Annotated in this window: 17 protein-coding genes and 1 pseudogene; 12 read left to right on the forward strand and 6 right to left on the reverse strand. The window is 72.9% G+C overall.

Annotated features, from left to right (window positions below; all coding sequences use genetic code 11):
* The first annotated feature begins 68 nt into the window (after positions 1–68).
* The 7 genes from O7612_RS03300 (at position 69) to O7612_RS03330 (ending at position 9,271) form a co-directional block, all read left to right on the forward strand.
* Positions 69–2,084 carry a hypothetical protein gene (locus O7612_RS03300; RefSeq protein ID WP_282270319.1) on the forward strand — a complete coding sequence of 672 codons (2,016 nt, stop codon included), beginning with the start codon at positions 69–71 and terminating at the stop codon, positions 2,082–2,084.
* The gene (locus tag O7612_RS03305; RefSeq protein ID WP_282270321.1) at positions 2,081–4,939 is read left to right on the forward strand and encodes an ATP-binding protein; all 2,859 of its coding nucleotides are present in this window, start codon (positions 2,081–2,083) and stop codon (positions 4,937–4,939) included. The genes O7612_RS03300 and O7612_RS03305 overlap by 4 nt, the downstream gene beginning before the upstream one ends.
* Before the next feature lie 48 nt (positions 4,940–4,987).
* A complete protein-coding gene (locus O7612_RS03310) occupies positions 4,988–6,385 on the forward strand; it encodes a hypothetical protein (protein ID WP_282270323.1) in 1,398 nt (465 codons plus the stop codon).
* 11 nt (positions 6,386–6,396) lie between these two features.
* Positions 6,397–6,612: a hypothetical protein gene (locus O7612_RS03315; protein WP_282270325.1), complete on the forward strand. Its 216-nt coding sequence runs from the start codon at positions 6,397–6,399 to the stop codon at positions 6,610–6,612.
* A gap of 449 nt (positions 6,613–7,061) precedes the next feature.
* Positions 7,062–8,240, forward strand: coding sequence for a PKD domain-containing protein (locus O7612_RS03320; protein WP_282270327.1), 1,179 nt, complete (start codon positions 7,062–7,064; stop codon positions 8,238–8,240).
* A 302-nt stretch (positions 8,241–8,542) separates the two neighbouring features.
* Entirely contained in the window at positions 8,543–9,088 is a 546-nt protein-coding gene (locus tag O7612_RS03325) for a DUF6883 domain-containing protein (protein ID WP_282270329.1), read from the forward strand.
* A gap of 15 nt (positions 9,089–9,103) precedes the next feature.
* Complete coding sequence (locus O7612_RS03330) at positions 9,104–9,271, forward strand: DUF4926 domain-containing protein (RefSeq protein ID WP_282273780.1); 168 nt, start codon at positions 9,104–9,106, stop codon at positions 9,269–9,271.
* A gap of 101 nt (positions 9,272–9,372) precedes the next feature.
* Here O7612_RS03330 and O7612_RS03335 read toward each other — a convergent pair whose 3' ends face one another.
* Entirely contained in the window at positions 9,373–9,927 is a 555-nt protein-coding gene (locus O7612_RS03335) for an SRPBCC family protein (RefSeq protein ID WP_282270331.1), read from the reverse strand.
* 119 nt (positions 9,928–10,046) lie between these two features.
* Here O7612_RS03335 and O7612_RS03340 point away from each other — a divergent pair, with 119 nt between their 5' ends.
* Both O7612_RS03340 and O7612_RS03345 read left to right on the forward strand, forming a co-directional pair.
* Positions 10,047–10,691, forward strand: a complete 645-nt coding sequence (locus tag O7612_RS03340; RefSeq protein WP_282270333.1) for a TetR/AcrR family transcriptional regulator — start codon at positions 10,047–10,049, stop codon at positions 10,689–10,691.
* A 53-nt stretch (positions 10,692–10,744) separates the two neighbouring features.
* On the forward strand, positions 10,745–11,335 hold the full coding sequence (locus tag O7612_RS03345) for an HAD family phosphatase (RefSeq protein ID WP_282270334.1): 591 nt from the start codon (positions 10,745–10,747) through the stop codon (positions 11,333–11,335).
* 167 nt (positions 11,336–11,502) lie between these two features.
* On the opposite strand, the gene O7612_RS03350 is transcribed toward O7612_RS03345, so the two are convergent.
* From O7612_RS03350 to O7612_RS03360, 3 genes are all read right to left on the reverse strand, one after another.
* The gene (locus O7612_RS03350; RefSeq protein WP_282270335.1) at positions 11,503–13,758 is read right to left on the reverse strand and encodes a protein kinase; all 2,256 of its coding nucleotides are present in this window, start codon (positions 13,756–13,758) and stop codon (positions 11,503–11,505) included.
* Entirely contained in the window at positions 13,755–14,144 is a 390-nt protein-coding gene (locus tag O7612_RS03355; RefSeq protein WP_282270336.1) for a hypothetical protein, read from the reverse strand. The genes O7612_RS03350 and O7612_RS03355 overlap by 4 nt, the downstream gene beginning before the upstream one ends.
* A gap of 84 nt (positions 14,145–14,228) precedes the next feature.
* On the reverse strand, positions 14,229–14,849 hold the full coding sequence (locus O7612_RS03360; RefSeq protein WP_282270337.1) for a pyridoxamine 5'-phosphate oxidase family protein: 621 nt from the start codon (positions 14,847–14,849) through the stop codon (positions 14,229–14,231).
* A gap of 145 nt (positions 14,850–14,994) precedes the next feature.
* On the opposite strand from O7612_RS03360, the gene O7612_RS03365 reads away from it, so the two are divergent.
* Genes O7612_RS03365 through O7612_RS03375 form a run of 3 tightly spaced genes read left to right on the forward strand, consistent with a single transcriptional unit; the run spans position 14,995 to position 17,174 of the window.
* Entirely contained in the window at positions 14,995–15,501 is a 507-nt protein-coding gene (locus O7612_RS03365) for a DUF2231 domain-containing protein (RefSeq protein ID WP_282270340.1), read from the forward strand.
* Entirely contained in the window at positions 15,498–16,037 is a 540-nt protein-coding gene (locus O7612_RS03370; protein ID WP_282270342.1) for an Hsp20/alpha crystallin family protein, read from the forward strand. Before O7612_RS03365 ends, O7612_RS03370 begins: the two co-directional genes overlap by 4 nt.
* Before the next feature lie 6 nt (positions 16,038–16,043).
* Positions 16,044–17,174, forward strand: a complete 1,131-nt coding sequence (locus O7612_RS03375; RefSeq protein WP_282270344.1) for a glycosyltransferase family 9 protein — start codon at positions 16,044–16,046, stop codon at positions 17,172–17,174.
* Positions 17,175–17,403: 229 nt separating this feature from the next.
* On the opposite strand, the pseudogene O7612_RS03380 reads toward O7612_RS03375, so the two are convergent.
* Together O7612_RS03380 and rfaE2 are read right to left on the reverse strand one after the other, a co-directional pair.
* Positions 17,404–18,249: pseudogene (locus O7612_RS03380) on the reverse strand (glycosyltransferase family A protein); the annotation flags it as partial.
* Positions 18,246–20,204 carry a D-glycero-beta-D-manno-heptose 1-phosphate adenylyltransferase gene (gene rfaE2, locus O7612_RS03385; protein ID WP_282270345.1) on the reverse strand — a complete coding sequence of 653 codons (1,959 nt, stop codon included), beginning with the start codon at positions 20,202–20,204 and terminating at the stop codon, positions 18,246–18,248. The pseudogene O7612_RS03380 and the gene rfaE2, both read right to left, overlap by 4 nt.
* Positions 20,205–20,334: the final 130 nt, after the last annotated feature.

Raw genomic sequence — 20,334 nt, forward strand, 5'->3', positions numbered from 1 at the left:
TCGTTCGGTTGTTGGTTGACTGCTCGCCTAGCCAGTATCGCCCGCCTCGGAAAGCAGAAGTCGTAGCGATGACCGAAGTTGTCTCATATTCCGACCCGCTGTCGAAACTCGCCACCCCCGGCGAACGTCTGGGTTGGATCTTCAACGATCGTCACCTCTACCTGCGCCGCTATCCGGAACCTCCACCGCAGCCCCGTCAGGTGTCGACGCATCTGCACGAGCGCCTGGCGCGTGCCCAGCAGTGGACGACCAAGGGGGTGCTCTGGTCGCTCGGCGTGGGCACCGGCCTGGCCTTCCTGTTCTTCTGCTGTGGCGGTCTCACGAGCATGGGCGGTGGCAGCAACGACGGCGGCAGCCTGGTGTTCACCCTCCTGGCCTTCCTCGCGTTCGCCGCCGGTGTCGGGGGCGCGGTGCTGGCCGGTCTGGCGCCCTCGTTCGCCCGCAAGGCGATCGACAACGCCCGGCAGCAGGCCGAGCACGAGTACCACCAGGCGTACGCCGCGTGGGACGCCCGGCGGCAATGGCACGACCAGCAGGAACGGACGCGGGTCGACACCATGTACGAGTGGTCCGCCGCCAGCCCGGCGGCGAGCACCCGACGGGTCGACATCATCGGCGGCACGACGTACGGCTGGGAGGCGGTCCTCACCGTCTTCGGTGGATCGTTGCTCGCCACCCGCGGCCCGATGACCCTGGTCGACTTCACCGGCGAGGTGCCCTACGAGGAACTCAGGCGGCTCGGCGTGGATACCGGCCGGTCCGTGCAGGAGTGCCGGCTGCCGTCCCAGCTCGCCCGGCTCGACCTGGTCGGCGGTCTGGAGCCGAACCAGCTCGTCGACTGCCTGGTCGAGGCGATGTACGGCGACGCGCAGGGCCCCAGCCGGGCCGAGCGGTCGCAGGATGCGATGCTGCTGCGCGAGGTCTGCGACGTGCTGACGCCGAATCTCAGCATGGCCCGGCTGCTGGCCGCCCTGCGGGTGCTCACCGACCGGCCGGTGCAGGCCGCGCTCACGCCGGAGGAGAGCGAGCGCCTGCTCGACCTGCAACCGGACGACAGCCGCCGGCAGATGTACCCTCACCTGCGCCGGATCGAATCCTTCCTGCACCCGCTGGAGGCGATGGGCACCGAGGCGGGCGACCTCTCCAGCGCCGAGCTGACCTGCCTGATCGCCGACAGTGATGGCCGTAACGCCCAGAGCGAGTTGCTCAAGGACCTGCTCGTGCAGTGGCTGGCGCGGCGGGTGCTGCGGAAGAGTGTCCCGCTGGGCTCCCTGGTGGTTATCGGGGCGGACGAGGTGAACCACCGGGCGATCGAGAAGCTCAGCACCCTCTGCGAGCGGCGGAACATCCGGCTGGTGCTGTTCTTCGGCCACCTGCGGGAGGAGTCGCTGCACACCATCGGCGGCGGTGAGGTCGCCCTGATGCGGCTCGGCAACCACCAGGAGGCCACCCAGGCCGCGGACTTCATCGGCAAGGGGCACCGGTTCGTGCTCAGCCAGCTCACCCGCACCCTGGGCGGCAACGAAACGCACACGCTGGCCGACACCTACGGCGAGTCGGAGTCCCAGGGTGGCAGCTCCGGCACCAGCCGCAGCTTCATGACGGCCAGCACCCAGCGCGGCAGCAACTGGAACAAGACCCGGAACTGGAGCCAGACCGAGTCGGTCGCCAAGGGAACGAACTGGAGCGACGCCCAGGCGGCCCAGCGGGTGTACGAGTACGCCGTCGAGCCACGGGTGCTCCAGGACCTGCCCGAGTACGCGATGCTCCTGGTCAAGGCCGAGGGCCGGGGTTCGGTCGTACAGGCCGTCGAGGTCGACCCGGCGATCGTCACCCTCCCCCGGGTGTCGATGACGCCGGTCGACCTGCCACCGTTGCCGGACCCCGCCGAGGCGGTCATCCCGGCCAGCCGGCAGCCCAGCCAGGTCATCGTGTCGCAGCCGCAACCGCTGGCGGCCGCGGAGACCACCCCGCAGCAGGTCGCCGGGTCGGTGCTCCCGGGCTGGGGGGCCGCGCCCGGCCACCAGCCGCAGCCGGAGTACCGGCAGCGGCCGTACCAGGGACCATGGGGTGGGCCACGGTGACCGGTGCCGGTCCGCTGCTCGCACGGCTCGCGGTCAGTCGGGTCGTCGAGCTGCCGCGCCGGCCACCGTCCGGCCGCGACGACGCGGGAGCGGACGTCTCCCGGCGGCAACGGTTGGCCGGCATCGTCTCGGCCTACCATGCCGGCACGGCTCTGCTGCTCGGCTGGCACCGGGCCGCCGCCGCCGAGCCGGTCGAGGTGTTCGCGGCCGGCGGGATCAGCGGTGGGCCGGACCCGCGCGGGCTGACCCCGCTGTCCCTGCCACCGGGTGCGCTCGGACGCCCGTACGCCGGCCCGGACCTGCTCGGGAAGCTACGCGCGGTACCGTGCTGGACCCGGGTGGCCGGGTTGAACGACGGTCTCCTGACCGACGACCCGACGCTACGCGACGAGGACGTCCGACCCACGCTGGACGAGTGCCTGCTGCACGTCTGGCACCCCGGGTTCGCCTGGTTCGTGCTGGCCGAACCGGTGCCGCCGGCCGAGATCGGCACCGTCGCCCGGCAGGTCGCCCTCGAAGAGCGGCAGGCGCAGTCCAGGGCGCAGTCGCCGGAGCAGGCGGTCGCCGCGGCCCGGTTGCAACGCCGGCACCGGGAGCTGCAACAGGGCCGGTCCACCGGCATGTGGCGGGTCCACCTGCTGGCCGGGGGTGACTCGCCGGCCGCCGCCGGCTCGGTCGCCGGGCTGCTCTGCGCCTCCGCCGACCTGGGCCGTCAGCCGTACGCGCTGGCACCCACCGGGATCACCGGCGACCTGGACAAGGTCCTCGCCCTGGACGACGTACCCGACTCCCCGGTGCTGGCCGGCTCCCCGCTGGTCGCCTCGCTGGCGGTGGCGCCGGTCGAGGAGGTGCCCGGCCTGCGGTTCGCGATGCGCTCCGAGTTCGACGTCACCCCGGAGACGGCCGGTCAGGGGTCGGGCGCGCTGTCCCTGGGGGCGGTGCTGGACCGTTCCGGGACCGCTGTCGGTGCCCTGGAACTCCCGCGCGGCAGCCTGAACCGGCATGCCTTCGTCTGCGGGGCGACCGGCGCGGGCAAGTCGCAGACCGTGCGGCACCTGCTGGAGGGCGTTACCGCCCACGGGTTGCCGTGGCTGGTGGTGGAGCCGGCCAAGGCGGAGTACCGGCAGATGGCCGACCGGATCGGCGGGCCGCACGTGATCGCCATCCGGCCCGGCGACACCGAGGCGCCCCCGGCCGGCTTCAACCCGTTGCGCCCGGCCGACGGCTTCCCGTTGCAGACCCACCTGGATCTGACCCGGGCACTGTTCCTCGCCGCTTTCGCGGCCGACGAGCCGTTCCCGCAGGTCCTCAGCGCGGCGTTGACCCGCTGCTACGAGGAGCTGGGCTGGGACCTGGCGCTCGGCGAGGCCCGGGTGCCCGGTCACCACCCGCGCTATCCGACGCTGGGCGACCTGCAACGCACGGCGGAGGTGGTGGTCGACCAGATCGGGTACGGCAGGGAGATCACCGACAACGTCCGGGGGTTCATCAGGGTCCGGCTCTCCAGCCTGCGCCTCGGCACCACCGGCCGGTTCTTCGAGGGCGGTCATCCACTGGACCTCGCCGGCCTGATGCGGCACAACGTGGTCTTCGAGATCGAGGACGTCGGCGACGACCGGGACAAGGCGTTCCTCATGGGTGGCCTGCTGATCCAGCTCACCGAACACCTGCGGGTGCTGCACCGGCGGGATCCGTCGCTGGCCGCGCGGGGGCTGCGCCATCTCAGCGTGTTCGAGGAGGCGCACCGGTTGCTGCGCCGCACCGAGCAGCCGGGGCCGGCGGCGCACGCGGTGGAGTTGTTCGCCGCGCTGCTGGCCGAGATCCGGGCGTACGGCGAGGGGTTGGTCATCGCCGAGCAGATCCCCGGCAAGCTGGTGCCGGACGTCGTGAAGAACACCGCCATCAAGATCATGCACCGGCTGCCGGCCGCCGACGACCGCGCGGCGGTCGGTGCCACCGTCAACCTCACCGAGCGCCAGTCCCAGTACCTGGTCACCCTCCCTCCGGGGACCGCGGCCGTGTTCACCGACGGGATGGACCAACCCGTCCTGGTACGCATGCCCGACGGCACGCCCCGGGAACAGGGTGGCCGGACGCCGACCGCCCCGGTCACCGCGGTCATCGGCCGCCGGAGCGGGACGTGCGGGGCGTCCTGCCTGGGCGCGGCGTGCACGCTGCGCGACATGCGGACGGCGCAACACCACCTGGAGGACGAGCCCTGGCTGGCGGTGTGGGCCGAACTCGGGGTGCTCGGCCACCTGACCGGCTGGCCCACACCGGCCCTGCGGGCACACCGGCTCCGGCAGCTCCTCGACCTTCCGCCGCGGCTGCGGGAGTGCGCGCTGTCGCACGCGGTGGACGAGGCGGTGGCGGCCCGCTCGCCGGTGCTGTCGACGCGGTCGGACCCGGCGTCGGTCGCCCGGCACGTGCTCGACTCGATGGCCGGCTACCTGGACGGGGTGTTCGTCTGCGCGGACGAGGAGTTGGAGTTCCTGGCCCGGCCCTATCGGTGGTCCCGGCTCGCCGACATCCTGCACGCGGCGTCGACAGTGGACGCCTCGGCCCCACGGCACCCGCTGTCCACCTCGTGGGCCTCGGTGTACGGCCGGGAGATTCCCGGCGAGACCGTCGGTGTGCAGGCGGCGACGGTACGTCGGTGGCTCGACGACGACATCGCGGACCCGGCGGTACGGCGGACCGTGGCGCTGGGGACACGGACACCCGGGACGTTGGAACGGGCGGTGGGCGGGGTGTTCGAGGCGGAGGACTGGGCCGACCGGATCGGGTCCGTGCTGGCCGGCAACTTCGTCAGGTGCCACTGGCCCGAGCGCTACCTGGTGGCGTCCGGTGCCTGACAGGCGACCCGGGGTGCCCGGGTCGGGGCGCGGGGAGTCGGTGCGCTGATGGTGGAGAGCGTCCAGGAGACGAAGCCGCCGGAACCGCCCGCGAAGCCGCAGGAGGTGCCGAAGCCGACCGCGCAGTCGGAGCGTGCGGAGGCCCGGGATCCGGGTCGACCGGGCGAGTCGCAACTGTCGGCCCAGCAGGACGCGCGCGACGCCGCCCGGTCCGAGCACGCGGCGGCGACGGACGGGCGCGAGCCGGACGGGCCACGGTCCACACCGGAGGATCCGGCACAGCGGCCCCGCGACACCGATGCCGGGCAACGCCCGGACGGACCGCAGGACGCCCAGCGTCCGGACGAGTCGCAGGGTGGACACGGGTCGGACGAGTCGCAGGGTGGGCACGGGTCGGACGAGTCGCAGGGTGGACAGCGCCCGGATGAAGCGCAGGGTGTGCAGCGTCCGGTGGAGCCGCAGGACGGGCGCGGGCCGGACGAGCCGCAGGGTGCGCGGGAGTCACCGGAGGTCACCCCCGTGGAGCGGGATGCGGATACCCCGGTCGGGGAGCAGGTCGGAGAACATGCCGCCGTCCGGGAGGCCGCCGCCGCCGAGCGGGCCGAGGCCGTGGGGGACACGGATGGACCCGACGCCGCCGGACCACGGTCCGACCCGTTACCGGACCAGCCGGAGCCTGACCGGCCGGAGCCTGACCGGCCGGAGCCTGACCGGCCGGAGCCTGACCGGCCGGAGCCTGACCGGCCGGAGCCTGACCGGCCGGAGGCCGACCAGGGGAGGGCGCGACCTTCGGCGGAAGCCGCCGACGAGGCAGGCGACGCTTCGACCGCTCCTCCGGACGACTCCGCCGGTGACCGGGAGCGCGGCCGGGACACCGCCCCACAGCCCGATCCGGCCCCCGATCTGCCCTCCGACACGTGGGAACCGGGCACCGAAGGGGTCTTCCCCTCGCCGGGGAACGGCTCGACGGCCGTCGAGACCGCCGGGGAGGCCCGTGACCTCACCAGGGTCGGTGACAGCTCGGGACCGTGGTACGACGCCGGCACCAACCACCGGGAGGGTGGCGCGGTCCAGCAGGAGACCGGGGGATCGTGTGTGTCGGCGTCCGGGGAGATGCTCACCGACGGGCGGATCACCCAGTCGGAGCTGTTGACGAAACTCGGCGACTGGTCGAACCTGACCGCGCTGCGCAACGAGCTGAACGACCGCGACGGCGACGGCACCTGGACCGGCCACTATTTCGTGGACGGCAGCGATGCCGTGCGCCGGGCGTCTGAGGGTCCGATGGCGGCGCAGGTGCAGGCGCCGCGTGGTCCTGCGCACATGGTCCTGTTGGAACCGGGAGAGAACGGATCGTTCACCGTACGCGATCCCTTCGATGGCAGCTCGTACGATGTCGACGGTGCCTGGGTCGAGAAATACGTAGCGGGAGGGGTGTTCCGGTGAGCCCATCGCGGATGAGGCAACTGACCGCCGTCGCGGACGACACCTACGAGGTCGTGTTCGACGGCACCGTGGAACCGTCGACGGTGCTCTGCACGGTGGACATGTCCAGCGGCGTGCCCGGCGTGAGTGTGCGGCCGGACCCGTTCATGTCCGGTGACTACGGCGATCCACGGCCGATCATGGCGGCCGTCGTCGCGATGCACCGGGCACGCCACCCCGAGAGCTAGGACCTGCGTCGAAGTCGGTGCCGGGGCTTGAGCTGGTTTGAGGATCTTCGCGGGTCGGAGATCGAAAGAGTATGCCCTGTTCCGCCGCTGGCAGCGCGATGGCACCTGGCGGCAGGTGCTGACGGGGTGGCGATCCGTCCCTTCGTCGACGCTGACGACGAACGCCACCCACCGTTCGTCCGCATCAGGACGCCCATCAGCTTGTCACGAGTGCCGACCGTCGAACGAATGCAGACATTGGTGGGTTGAGATCTTACTCGATCTCGGCGGAGTGTCGAACTATCACTGATACATAGATAATGCCGCATCACCTCCAGAATCGGATGCGCACCGGAATGAATCATGAATGAGCCGTACCGCGCCATACGAATCATCACTCCGGACAATGCGCTCTGCTAACCTGGCACGGCCTACGGAGCGAAACCGGACGCTTACCGCAAGGAGTGGCAATGATCAAACCGGTGGTACTGAGGCTCTCCCTGGTTTTGGCTATCCTGACCGCGCTGGTCGGTGTCCGGCCGACAGCGGCCTTCGCCCAGCCCGCGAACGACGAATTCGCCAGCGCCACGACGATCGGCAGCCTGCCCTTCCAGACAACGCAGGACACCAGCAGCGCCACCACCGATCCGGCGGATCCCGGGGAATGCGGAGAGTATCAGTCCGTCTGGTTTACTTTCACCCCCACCAAGGACACCCTGATCCAGGCGAGCACCCTCGGGAGCGACTACAGCACGGTCCTGTCCGCCTGGAGTGGCCCCTCCGGGTCGCTGGACCTCGTAGCCTGCAACGAAAGCTACGGCGACGCGGATTCCCGGATCACCTTCACGGCCACCGCGGGCACCACCTACCACTTCATGGTCACCTCGTACTTCGAGGCGGAGGCCGGTGAGCTGACGTTCTCCCTCAAGCGGGCCAACCGGCCGAAGAACGACAGCTTCGCCGCCGCCAAGGTGATCGACAAGTTGCCGTTCTCACGCGCGGTGGATCTGGACACCGCGAGCATGGAGGTCGGCGAACCGACCGCCTGCCTCGCTGCGAAGCAGACGCGCTGGTACTCGTACACCCCCACGGTCACCCGCTCCATCACCGCCTCAGCGGGCTACTGGGGCTCGGTCGCCGGCTACAGCGGGACGTCGTTGACGAATTTAACCCTGCTGGGCTGCTCATTCCGGTACAACGTCCCGTTCACCTTCCGGGCGGAAGCTGGCACGACCTACCTGTTCCAGGTCGACCTGCGGTGCTGCCCGACCGAACCGAGCACGGGGCCGGCCGAACTCGACGTCCACGTCACGCCGAACCCGAATGCGGATTTCTCCTACAGCCCCACTGATCCGAGCACCCTGGACACCGTCTCCTTCCATGACTACTCGTTCGACCCCGGCCGGGTGGAATTCGCCTCACGGCTGTGGAAATTCGGTGACGGAACGACGTTCGAAGGGCTCTCTCCCACTCATCGGTACGCGGCCGACGGTGACTACCGGGTAAGTCTGACCGTCACGACCCTTGATGGCCGAAAAGGGAAGACGACCAAGGTCGTTTCGGTACGGACCCACGACGGGGCAGTCGCCCGTCCGGCCGCACCGGCCATGAATTGGCAGGACAGTCGATCAAGTTCTAGGACACGGTGACGGCCCGAGACCAGACTGCGGGAGGCATCGCGTTCCGCGCCGACGCGACCCTTGTCGACACGCCCGACGCACTCCCTGCCGACACCAGCTCGCTTTCGCGCACCATGAAGCGTTCTGAGCCTCACCGGCAGTAGGCCGATCTGCCGTCGGAGTTCCGTCGACCGACTTCGACACACGGCTCAGCCGTACGGTCGCGCAGGAACCTCGGCGGCGGGGCCGGTCCGCCGCCGAGGCGTCCCACCTGGAGAGCGTCCGTGCGCGATGATGGGTTTCCTGCCGGGTGTGGATGGGGGTCGGTCGCCGTGGTCGAGGACGTTCGTGAGATCGGCTCCCCTGCGGCGGAGCGCCCCCGCCCGACCCGTGAGGTGCCCGCCCCCACGGCCGGGGCGGGTGGTCCGGGACCGCAGGTCGACGAGCACGCGGCCATGCGCCAACTCGTCGCCCGCCAGTACGCCGACGCGCTCGGCAAGCGGTACGAACCGCCGCGTGAAGAGGCGGACGCCGACGAGAAGCCACGGTTCGAGAACGTGGAGATCGACAAGCGCAAGATCTCTGAATACGTGCTGAACGCCGAGCACCCGGACGGGCGGCACACGTTCCGGGTGATCAACTCGGCCACCGGATTGACGGCCGGGGACGCCGACCAGATCGAGGCGCAGATCAGGGCCGGCGTCAGGAACGGCACACCGCTCGCCGGCAAGAGCGATCAGTACGGCCAGCGCTGGAGCGTCGACGTGCCCATGACCGGGCCGGCCGGCACCATGACGGTGCGGACCGGATGGATCGTGGAGCCCGGCAGCGACCAACCACGCCTGACCATCGTTTCGCTCCTGCCGACTGGTAGGTGAGGAGAGGCCGTGAAGATGCTCGACGTGGTGCGGCTCAACAGTGACCTTCCTGAGGAAGGGCTGCCGGCGGGAGCCGAGGGCACGATCATCGAGGTGTACGAGAAGCCCGAGCCCGCGTACGAGGTGGAGTTCACCGACGGCACCACGGCTGCCGTGAAGCCCGAGCTGCTCAGTCCCCGCTAGTCGTCGCGGCGTGCTCCCGCCGGGGCGGTGGCGCGGGCGGGGTGTCCCGGGTCACGGGCGGCTACGGTGCTCCTCCGGCGGGGCGGACCGTCGGTGGACCCTCAGGGGCGGATCGGGGCGTCCGGTCCGGTGCCGGCCTTCTCGGCGGTGGTCCTGAGGTCGGTGAGCCACGCCTCCAGCCCGTACCCGAGATAGGCGGTGGAGGTCGCGGCGTCGGCCTCCACCTGGTCGCCGGTCCAGGTCTCCTCGGTGCGCACCAGCACGCCGTCGGCGACCTCGGTGAAGGTCCAGACGTGCACGCCGTTGTCGATGCGCAGTCCGTCGCCGATCGCCGGACCGGTCCACCGGATGCACCGGTACGGCGTCAGGTGCGTGACGGTGGAGGTGATGACCAGCGTGGTCGCCGGGGTGATGGGGGTTTCCGGGACCGGGGTGGTCCAGCGGAACGCCGACCCCGCGCGCAGTTCACCGGCGTCGAGGCGCTCGATGCCGGTGACCGGCGCCTGCCAGGTGGGCCAGCGCTCGACGTCGGTCTGGAGGTGCCACACGGTGTGCAGTGGCGCGTGGATCAGCGTCTCCGAGCGGTAACGGATGCGGGCGGCCGGGTCGACCCCCTGCCCGTCGCAGCTGATCACCGGTTGCGTGGTCGATGACATGGTGTCTCCCCTTCGGTTTGGCTATCTGGTGTCGCTCTGGTTAGAGACTATAACTGTCGTCCCGCTGCCGTCAATAGCAAAAGTGATAGCCTGTAACAACAGTGACGGTGGAGGCGTGAATGGGCACCGAGACGACCGGTCCGCGGGAGCGGTACCGCGCCCAGGTGCGGGCGGAGATCAAGCAACGGGCGTGGGAGCAGCTCGCCACGACCGGGGTGGCAGCGCTGTCCCTCAAGGCGATCGCCGAGCAACTCGGCATGAGCGGCCCGGCCCTCTACCGGTACTTCGCCAGCCGGGACGAGCTGATCACCGCCCTGATCCGGGACGCCTACCGCAGCCTCGCCGACGCGCTGCGGGCCGCCGCCGACGCCGGAGCGGACATCGCCGGGCTGGCCCACGCCGTACGTGCCTGGGCACTCGACGAGCCTCAGCGCTACCTGCTGGTCTACGGCACGCCCGTCCCCGGCTACCACGCACCCGACGACACCACCGCCATCTCGGGCGAGATCATGGCGACGGTGCTCGCCGTATACCGCCGGCGTGACGTCCCGCCGTCGGGGCGACGGTTCGAGACCCACCTCGACGCGCACCGCGGCTGGGCCGCCGACCCGACGGTGACCGCCGCGACGCTCCGTCAGGCCCTGGCCTTCTGGACGCGGGTGCACGGCGTGCTGTCGCTGGAGCTCGCCGGCCACTTCGCCGGGATGGGCTTCGACCCCGGCCTGCTGTTCGACGACGAGATCGACGACCTCCTGCGCCGCTGACAGCCCCACCTCGCCCACGGCGGGACGCCCACCGGCCTGGCTATCCTGGGCCGGTGCTGCTGCCCCTGCCGCCCGGTGACTTCCGGGCCTACCTCTTCGACTGCGACGGCACCATCGTCGACTCCATGCCGGTGCACCATCTGGCCTGGCGGGCGGCGCTCGACGAGTGGGGCTGCGACCTGCCCGAGGATCTCTTCTACGCCTGGGGTGGCCGCCCGGTGGCCGACATCGTCGTCGACCTCAACGCGCGGCACGGGCTGAGCATGCCGGTCGAGCTGGTGGCCCGTCGTCGGGAGGACGCCTACCAGAGCTTCCTGCCGCAGCTCACCGCCGTGCCGGGGGTGCTGGCGCACATCGAGCAGGCGTACCGGCGGGTGCCGTTCGCGGTGGTCTCCGGCAGTACCCGCGAGTCGGTGACCGCCTCGCTCACCGCGCTCGGCCTGCTCGACCGGTTCGACACGCTGGTGTGCGCGGAGGACTACGCGCGGGCCAAACCGGACCCGGAGTGCTATCTACTGGCGGCCCGGCTGCTCGACGTACCGCCGGAGCAGTGCCTGGTCTTCGAGGACACCGACCTGGGGGTCGCGGCGGCGACGGCGGCGGGCATGGCCTCGGTCCGCGTCCCGCCGCCCTGGCAGCGCTGAGCCCACCTGGCAGCGCCGCCCCGGTAGCGCTGAGTCCGCCTGGCAGCGCTGACCCGGCAGCGCTGAGTCCGCCTGGCAGCGCTGACCCGGCAGCGCTGAGTCCGCCTGGCAGCGCTGACCCGGCAGCGCTGAGTCCGCCCGGCAACACCGACCCGGCCGCCGGCCGGTCAGCGCTCCCCGGCCGAGATGGTCCGACGCAGCAGCTCGCCGATCCGGCGGGCCTCGGCGTCGGTGGGACCGGCGAGCGGGAAGACCCGGCGCAGCGTGGGTATGCGTTTGCTCTGCTCGACCCGGCTGCGGGGGTGCAGCACGATCAGCTCCGGGTCGACCGTGGTCATCCGACCGACCCGATCCCAGGCCAGCAGCCAGCGCCCGTGGAACCGGCGGTGCTGGTGGCTGGCCGGCACGACCAGCTTCAGGGCGACGGAGAGCGCGCCCTCCGGCTGCTGGCCGTTCGGCGCGTCCACCCGCATCCGGAGCAGGGTCAACCCGGTCCGGCTCTCCGCCTCGAACTGGTACGGCCACTCGCCGGAGGCCCGCCGGGGAACGACCCGGCTGGTCACGTACCTCAGTCGGGCGTGCTCCAGCACCTGGTGCATGAACGCCCCGTCGTTGCGGCGGACCTCGGTGGACCCGGGGGTGTCGGCGAGCGCCGCGAGCAGCGCCTGGCGTACCTCGGTGACGGTGGGCCGCCGGCTGGCCTTCGGCTGGGTGGCTTCGGCGTAGAGGCTGGTGACCGCCGCGACGAGGGCCGGGTCGAGTTCCTGGCCGGCGATGGCCTTGCGGAGCCGGCGGAGGTTGCCGGTGGCGTCGTCCCGGCGCGGGTCGGCGCTGGTGAAGACGTGGAAGAGCAGTTGGCCGAGGCCGTAGACGTCGGCCGAGGCGGCCTTGCGCAACTGCGGGTCGTCGTTGTCGGCCAGCTCCGGCGCGGTGTACCCGCTCTCGTCGATGATCAGCCTTGTCGACCGGGTCGCCTTGGGGAAGTACGCCAGGTCGAAGTCGGTCAGCACCGGTTCGGGGCCGCGCGGCGTCGGCCGGAGCAGCACGTTCGAGGGCTTGATGTCCCGGTGGGTGGTCTCCCGCTCGTGCGCGTGTTCCAGCGCGGACGCCACGTCGGCGAGCAGCCGTAACCGGTCGCGCGCGTCGTCGACCCAGTAGTTGGTCAGGTCACCCCCGGTGACCAGCTCCATCACGATCGCCGGGGGCACCTCCAGGTACTGCTGGACGGTCACGATGTTGCGGTGCTTCAACCGGGCCATCGCCCGGAACCCGCGGGCGAACCGGGCCAGCCGCTCGGACTCGTCGAGCCGGTCCGAGTGGTACGCCTTCCAGGCCAGGTCCGGCCCGCGTGACCCGGGACTGATCAGCTCCCACACCACGCCGAACCCGCCCCGGCCCAGCTCCCGGCCGATGGTCCCGCGGGCGGTACGGATGCCGGGGCGTACCGCCGCGAGGTCGGTGAACCGGGACCGGACCATCAGCCGGGCGCGCTGGAAGCGTTCGTCGCGGAGCAGGTCCGGCTGGCCGGCCTCCTGCCGGCGGAACCAGTCGGTGGTCTGGACCAGGGTGCCCTGCATCCGTTGCCAGCCGGTGCGGTCCCACTCGGCCGACGACGGGCTGATCAGCTCCCACGCCTCGTCGGCCCAGCGCTGCGCCTCCGCCACGATCTCCTCCCGGGCGGCGCCCTCGACCGGCGGGATGACCGTGGGCGGCTGCCCGCCGTCGACGATGACGAACGGCCCGAGATGGTCGGTGGACATCAGCGGGGTGGGCAGGTGCCGGGCCGCCAGGTCGGCGCAGACGGCGTCGAAGAGGCTGTTCGCCGTAGTCTGGCCACGGGTGTCCCGCGCGGCGAGCCCGGCCACCACGGCCCGGGTGAACGGGCTACCGGAGCGGCCGACGTCGGCGGCCTCGGCGAGCGGGTCGCAGGCGGCGATGACGGCCCGACGCTGCACCACGTCGCCGAACATCTGCACCGCCGCCCGGGCGTCCATCCCGGTGGCCCGCCGGTCGAGGGGTACGGGGTGGCAGCAGTCGAGCAGGATGAGCCACCGCTCGTCCCGGTCGTAGCGAGGCTGGCGGATGATGTCGGGGAAGTTCTGGATCGGCAGCCCCTCGTTGCCGGGTTCCCCGTCGACGGTGGCGAGCACGTTGATCCGGTCGTCGGCGGTGCGGCCGTGCCCGCTGAAGTAGAAGATCTTGAACGGGGCCGGATGGTCGCGGAGCTGCCGGATGGCGAGCTGCAACCGGGCCAGCGTGACCTGGTGGTCGACCAGCGGGGTGATGCTGGCCGCCGGGTCGATGGCGGTGACGGCGGCCGTCATCAGCGACACGTCGACGACCGGGTTGAGCAGTGGCTCGTCCGGATATGCGGCGATCCCGACCAGCAGCGCGGCCGTCGTCGGGGCTGCCGGGGTGGTCAACGCAGCTTGTCGAGATCGGTGAGTACGTCGTCGACCGTGCCGTCCAGCCGGTGTTCCCGGCTGCCGCCGTCGTCGGTGGGCAGGATGACGGTGATCCGGGCCCGCGCCGACGGGGCAGCCGGCTCGGTGAAGCGCTTCCGGACCAGGTCCACCAGGACGTCGACGAGAATGCCGGTGACGACCGCGCTGGTGCTGACCAGGACCGGCAGCACCAGCGCGGTCGTCGGGTCCTTGCTGCGGCCCAGGTCGTCCTCCGTGTACGGGGGGACCTCGACGGTCAACCCGGCGGCCTCCAACGCCCCGATCACCGCGGGGGTGGAGTCGGGCAGCACCCGCGCCTGCTCCGCCACCCCCGGAATGCCCCACCGGATGTCGACCTGTGCCACGACCGTCCCCTCTCGACGGTTCCACCGTAGGGGGGTGCGGCGACCCCGACCACGGTGATCACCGTCGGAAAGTCGACTGCGTGGTCAGCCCCGGTACAGCTTCTCCGCGTACCCGGGGCCGTAGTAGCGCTCCAGGTCGGCCAGGCTCTCCGCCGGGGCCTCCACCTCCTTGATCAGGCGGGCCCGGGACGGCAGCACGTCCGGCCGCCAGGTCTCCGGCCGCCACAGCTCGGCGCGGAGGAACGCCTTCGCGCAGTGGTAGAAGACCTGCTCGACGGCCACCTCGACGGCCAGCACCGGCCGGTGCCCCTGGACCACCATCTCGTCGAAGTAGGGCGCGTCACGGACCAGCTTCGCCCGCCCGTTGATCCGCAGGGTGTCCGTCCGGCCCGGGATCAGGAAGATCAGCCCGACGTGCGGGTTGTCGAGGATGTTGCGGTACCCGTCGGCCCGCCGGTTGCCCGGCCGCTCCGGAACGGCGATCGTCCGGTCGTCCAGCACCACCGTGAAACCGGCCGGGTCGCCCTTGGGGGAGACGTCGCAGCTGCCGTCCGCGCCGGCCGTGGCGACCAGGCAGAACGGCGAGGCGGCCAACCACTGCCGGTCCCGCTCGTGCAGCACGGCACGCTCCTTGACCGCCGCCCGGGGCATCGGTGCCCCCAGCAGCGCCCGCAACTCCTCGTGTGAGGTGATCTCCGCCGTCACGTCCGCCTCCCCCGTCCGTTGATCTCGGTGGCGGGCGGTGCGCACCGGCCGCCGTCCGTCAGCCTAGGCGGGCGTGGCGAGACCGGCCCCCGTCGGCGGCGGTTCCGGCTCACCCCGCCCCCCGACGAAGCCGTGGAGGGCCGCCATGGAGAGCCGACTGAAGGTGCTCGGGCACCCGGTGCACCCGATGCTGGTGATGTTCCCGGTCGCCCTGCTGGTGACCGGCACCCTCTTCGACGTGGTCGACACCGTCGGCGGCCCCGACTTCCTCGCCGAGGTGGCGTACTGGAACATCACCGTCGGCCTGGTCGGCGGCCTGCTGGCCGCGGCGGCCGGCACGTTCGACCTGCTGGCCATCCCGTCCGGCACCCGGGCCAAGCGGGTGGCGCTCACCCACGCGGCGGCGAACGTCGCGGTGATCCTGCTCTTCGCGGCCGTCTGGGCGGTCCGGATGAACGCCGGCTCCCGGGCGGCCGGCGGCGCGCTGATCGCCATCGAGGTGGTCGGCCTGGCCATCCTCGGCGTCAGCGCCTGGCTCGGCGGGGAACTGGTCGACCGGTTGGGCGTCGGGGTCGACCGGGACGCCGGCCTGGACGCCCCCAGCTCACTGCGGCCCGCCGTGGCCAGCCGACCGATGGGAGAGGTGCGATGACCGAGCAGCCGGACCGGGGGTGGCGCAGCCGGCCGCAGGACCGGGATCCCGGGGGCGAACTCCAGTCGCTGCACGCCGAGCTGAGTCGCCTGGCCGGCGGCCGGGCACCCGCGCCGGAGGTGGAACTGACCGAGGTGGCCGACGGCTGGGAGGCGGTGGTCCGGCTGCCCGGGGTGGCGCCGGAGGAGGTCGCCGTCGAGCTGGACGGGCGCGAACTCTGCGTCCGGGCGCGGTCGGAGGCCGAGGTCAACGCCGACCAGGGCATTCCCGGCGGTGTCGAGACCCGGGGCTTCGAGTACCGGGTGGACCTGCCGTCCCGGGTGGACCCGGACACCATCGACGCGGTGATGGACCACGGCCTGCTCCGGATCCACCTGCCCCGGGCGGCCCGGCCCGCGCCGCGCACCATCACCGTCGGCCGCACCGACCATCCACCCGACCCGACCCGTAGCGGTACGCCCATGGGCGCGGACCCGGCCGCCGACCGGGAACTGCACCGTCCGGGCACCACCGTCGACCCGCTCGACCGGGCGTAGGCCACGGTGGGCACCCTGACCCTGGGCGGTCCGGTGGGCGAGCGGGTGCCCGACGTGGCCCGGATCGCGGTGCTGCGGGCCAACGCGCTCGGTGACCTGGTCTTCCTGCTGCCCGCCCTGGACTCGCTGCGGGCGGCGTACCCGACGGCGGAGATCGTGCTGTTCGGAGCGCCCTGGCACGCGGCGCTGTGGCGCGACCGCCCCGGCCCCGTCGACCGGGTGCTCGTCGTCCCGCCGGCCCCCGGCATCCGCGACCCCGGCCCCGACGAGCCGCCGGGCTCGCTCGACGACTTCCTCGCCGACGCGGCCCGGGAGGGCTACGACCTGGCGTTGCAGGTGCACGGCGGCGGGGCGAACTCGAACCCGGTGATGAGCCGGCTGGGGGCCAGGGTCACCGCCGGACTGCGCGCCGAGGACGCCCCACCCCTGGACCGCTGGCTGCGTTACGTCTACTACCAGCCCGAGGTGATCCGCTACCTGGAGGTGGTGGCACTGGTCGGGGCGGAGCCGGTGACCGTCGTACCGACGCTGGCGGTGACCGACGCGGACCGGGCCGAGGCGCGGACGGCGCTGGGCGAGCCGGACCGGCCCCGGGTGGCGCTGCACCCCGGGGCGACCGACACCCGGCGGCGCTGGCCGGCGCGAAGCTTCGCCGAGGTGGCCCGGGTGCTGCACGACGACGGGTACGAGGTGCTGGTCACCGGCACCCCCACCGAGCGGGCGGTGGTGGACGAGGTGGTGGCGGCGGCCGGGGTGCCGGTCCGCCCGCAGGTCGGCACGCTCAGCCTCGGCGGGCTGGCCGCCGCGTACGAAGGCTGTGGGCTGGTGGTCTCCAACGACACCGGCCCGCTGCACCTGGCCGGTGCGGTGGGCACCCCGACGGTGGGCGTCTACTGGGTCGGCAACATGATCAACGGGGCGACGCCGCTGCGCGCCCGGCACCGCCCGATCGCCGCCTGGACGACACGCTGCCCGGTCTGCGGGGTCGACTGCACGCCGGGGATCTATCCGCACCGGCCGGGCGACGGCACCTGCCCGCACCGGGACTCGTTCGTCGCCGACGTGCCGGTGGCGGAGGTGCTGGAGGCCGCCGCCGACCTGCTCCGCCCCGGGCCGGGCGCGGCGACCGCCCGCTGACCGTGCCGTGCCCCCACCCGACCGGCGGACGGGTAGGGGTGCGGCGTCCGGGCCTGGTCAGGCCGGTTGTGTCATGGTGCGGCGTCGGGCCGGCTCAGGCCGGTTGGGCGGTGTCGGCGTGGGTCGGTCGGGTGGCGTCGGCGGCGGTCCGCCGGGCCGGGTCGGCGGCGGTCGGCCGGGTGGCGTCGACGTGCACCGGGTGGGCGGTGGTCGGGGTGGTGTCGGCGGCGACGACCTCCCAGGCCTCGACCGCCCGCTCGGTGACCGTGGTCGGCGACTCCAGGTGGTACGCGCCGCTGGGCAGCACGCCCGCGCCGCCGTACCGGGCCAGCACCGCGAGCTGGGCGGCGACGTCCTCGCCCTGGTGGTTCTCCGGCACCCGCCGCCAGAACTCGAAGCCGCCCGAGTCGACCAGCGCGGCCCGGTCGTAGAGCACGCAGCCGCCGATCCAGGAGACCTTGTACGCCCGCCAGGCCCCCGGCGGCAGGTCCAGCTGCTGCTGGATGTGCAGCAGGTTCGCGGCCGGGTGGATCTCCGACCGGCGCCACTGCGGTGTGCCGGGGCGGACCACTTCCGGGACGACCGGCCCGGTCCACTCCTCGTAGTGCCGGTGGGTGTCCGGGCGGACGTCGTCGGCGTACGACAGGCCGTGCACCGCGTTGCCGACGAACCCGCAGCCCAGCTCCCCGATCGCGGTGACCAGCTGGTGCACGGTGCCCGGTTCCAGCCAGACGTCGTCGTCGAGGCAGAGCACGTACCGGGCCGCCGACCGGCCCAGCAGGTACGCCCGGTGCTCGGCGAGCCCGCGCCGGGGCAGCCGACGGGTGAGCAGCACCGGGTGCCCCCGGTGGCGCAACGCCCGGACCATGGTGGCCACCGCCGGGTGCGCGTACGCCGGGTCGTCGTCGGACTGGTCGCTGACCACCACCCCGAAACCGGGCACCCCGAGCTGGGCGGCCAGCCCGGCCAGGGTGACCGCCAGTTCGGCGGGCCGGTTGCGGGTGGGGATCAGTACGTCGAGCGGCCGGGGTCGGCGGAACTCCCCGGTCGTGCCGAGGTCGAGCGGTCGGTTCACCTGGTCCCGCCGATCCGCTCCGCGGTCGTGGTCGGCGCGGCCGGCGTGGTCGCGGTGCCCGGTGCGGCCGGCGTGCCCGCCGGGCCGGGTGCGGTCGGCGTGCCCGCCGGGCCGGGTGCGGTCGGCGTGCCCGCCGGGCCGGGTGCGGTCGGCGTGCCCGCCGGGCCGGCCGCGGCCGGGGGGTCGACGGCGGGGTGGGTGGCCTGGGCGCGGATCCGGTCGATGATCGCCGAGGTGGACCGGTCCGGCACGTAACCGAGGGTGCGCACCTGTCCGCCGAGCCGGCGGACCAGCGGCGCCTCCGGGACCATCTCCGGCGGGTAGTCGCCGCCCTTGACGTACACGTCGGGTCGGACCGCCTCGATCAGCCCGGCCGGCGAGTCCTCCTCGAAGACCACCACGTGGTCCACGCAGGAGAGCGCGGCGAGCAGGGTGACCCGGTCCTCGACCGGGTTGACCGGCCGGTCGGCACCCTTGAGCCGGCGGACGCTGGCGTCGGAGTTGACCGCGACCACCAGCAGGTCGCCGAGGGCCCGGGCCTGTTCCAGGTAGCGCACGTGACCGGGGTGCAGCACGTCGAAACAGCCGTTGGTGAACACCACGGACCGGCCGGCCCGGCGGTGGTCGGCGACGATCGCGTCCAGCTCGCCGGTGCCGACCAGCGGCGGGTGCGCGGTGCCGTCGGGTGCGCCGCCGAGCGCGTCGAGCAGGTCCTCCCGGCGGCACACGCAGGTGCCGGTGTCGGAGACGGTGATGGTGGCGGCGAGCTGGGCCAGTTGGGCGGCGGTGGGTAGCGACGCCTCGGCGGCCAGCGCCAGGGTCATCGCCGCCAGGTAGGCGTCCCCCGCGCCGACGGCATGGCTGGCCGGCACCGGGGTGCTGTGGCTGCGTCGGGGTGCCCCGTCCGCGCCGCCGACGATGGCACCCTCGGTGTCCAGGGTCACCGCCACCACGTCCGCGCCGGTGTGCGCCCGCAGCTCGGCGAGCCGCGCCTGGGCCAGTACGGCCCGGTCGACGCCCGCGCCGACGGTGGCGTTGACGGTCACCCCGGCCCCGGTCACGCTCAGCCCGTCGCCGGTCAGCGCGACCCGGCCCTCGCCGGGGGTCGGTTCGCCCGTCGGGCCGGTCGGCGCCCGGCCGACCCCGCCCGGGGCGGTGCCGACGACCAGTTCCGACGGACCGTCCGCCGGGTCGTTCGGCGGGTGGTCCAGGTGCAGGTCGGTGCCACCGCCGGTACGGGTCGGGGCGGGCGGCACACCGAAGCCGGCCGCCGCCCGCGCCAGCAGCCGGGTCGCCTCGGCGAAGCTGGGGGTGACCACCGTCGGGTTCAGCCCTCGCCAGTCGGCGAGGTCGTGGGCGTCCAGGGCGACGGTGGCGTACCGGTGCCGGTGGGCGACCAGCCAGGCGCGCACCGGGGCGGGCAACGCGCCCAGGCCGTAGTCGCAGACGACCAGGGTGGGCGCGGCCCCACCGGTCACCGCCCGCAGCTCCTCGGTGGCGCAGCTCAGCGCGGTGACCAGCCGGGTGACCCCGTCGTCGTCGAGCGGTTCGTCGGGGTCGCCGGAGTCCTCCCGGAGCAGGATCTGGTTGCCGGCCAGCATGCGGCGCTTCACCGGGGTCGGCCGGTGCGGCTCGCTGACGGTACGGTCCCAGACGCCGGCCCGGTCCAGGCAGTCGTGCAGTTCGTCGCCGGCCACGTCCGCGCCGACCGGGGCGACCAGCAGTGCCCGCCCGCCGAGGGCGGCGACGTTGACGGCGGTGTTCGCGGCCCCACCGGCGGCGGTGATCCGCCGACGCAGGGTGAGGATCGGCGCGGGTGCCTCCCGGCAGAGCCGCTCCGAGTCGGCGAAGCGCCACTCGTCGAGCATGGCGTCGCCGACGACGAGGACGGCCCGGTCCCGCCAGCTCTCCACGACCGTGGCGAGCCTGCGCTGTTCCGCTGCTGCTCCTGCCATGCCCGCCGGGATCCCCCGGCCTGGCCTGGTCAAACCCGGCCTTCGGCGGGTCGGGCCGGTGGCGGGGGTGGTCGTCCGGCCACCGGGCGGGCAGCGTCACGTTTCGGGTCACCGGCCCCGGGAACGGTCC

The sequence above is a fragment of the Micromonospora sp. WMMD987 genome, from assembly GCF_029581435.1.
Taxonomy (GTDB): Bacteria; Actinomycetota; Actinomycetes; order Mycobacteriales; family Micromonosporaceae; genus Micromonospora; species Micromonospora rifamycinica.

Bases quoted from the DNA above. Each gene is read 5' to 3' on its own strand.
- O7612_RS03300 (WP_282270319.1), top strand. From the start codon at position 69: ATGACCGAAGTTGTCTCATATTCCGACCCGCTGTCGAAACTCGCCACC.
- O7612_RS03340 (WP_282270333.1), top strand. From the start codon at position 10,047: ATGGGCACCGAGACGACCGGTCCGCGGGAGCGGTACCGCGCCCAGGTG.
- O7612_RS03365 (WP_282270340.1), top strand. From the start codon at position 14,995: ATGGAGAGCCGACTGAAGGTGCTCGGGCACCCGGTGCACCCGATGCTG.
- O7612_RS03330 (WP_282273780.1), top strand. From the start codon at position 9,104: ATGCTCGACGTGGTGCGGCTCAACAGTGACCTTCCTGAGGAAGGGCTG.
- rfaE2 (WP_282270345.1), bottom strand. From the start codon at position 20,204: ATGGCAGGAGCAGCAGCGGAACAGCGCAGGCTCGCCACGGTCGTGGAG.
- O7612_RS03310 (WP_282270323.1), top strand. From the start codon at position 4,988: ATGGTGGAGAGCGTCCAGGAGACGAAGCCGCCGGAACCGCCCGCGAAG.
- O7612_RS03335 (WP_282270331.1), bottom strand. From the start codon at position 9,927: ATGTCATCGACCACGCAACCGGTGATCAGCTGCGACGGGCAGGGGGTC.
- O7612_RS03315 (WP_282270325.1), top strand. From the start codon at position 6,397: ATGAGGCAACTGACCGCCGTCGCGGACGACACCTACGAGGTCGTGTTC.
- O7612_RS03320 (WP_282270327.1), top strand. From the start codon at position 7,062: ATGATCAAACCGGTGGTACTGAGGCTCTCCCTGGTTTTGGCTATCCTG.
- O7612_RS03370 (WP_282270342.1), top strand. From the start codon at position 15,498: ATGACCGAGCAGCCGGACCGGGGGTGGCGCAGCCGGCCGCAGGACCGG.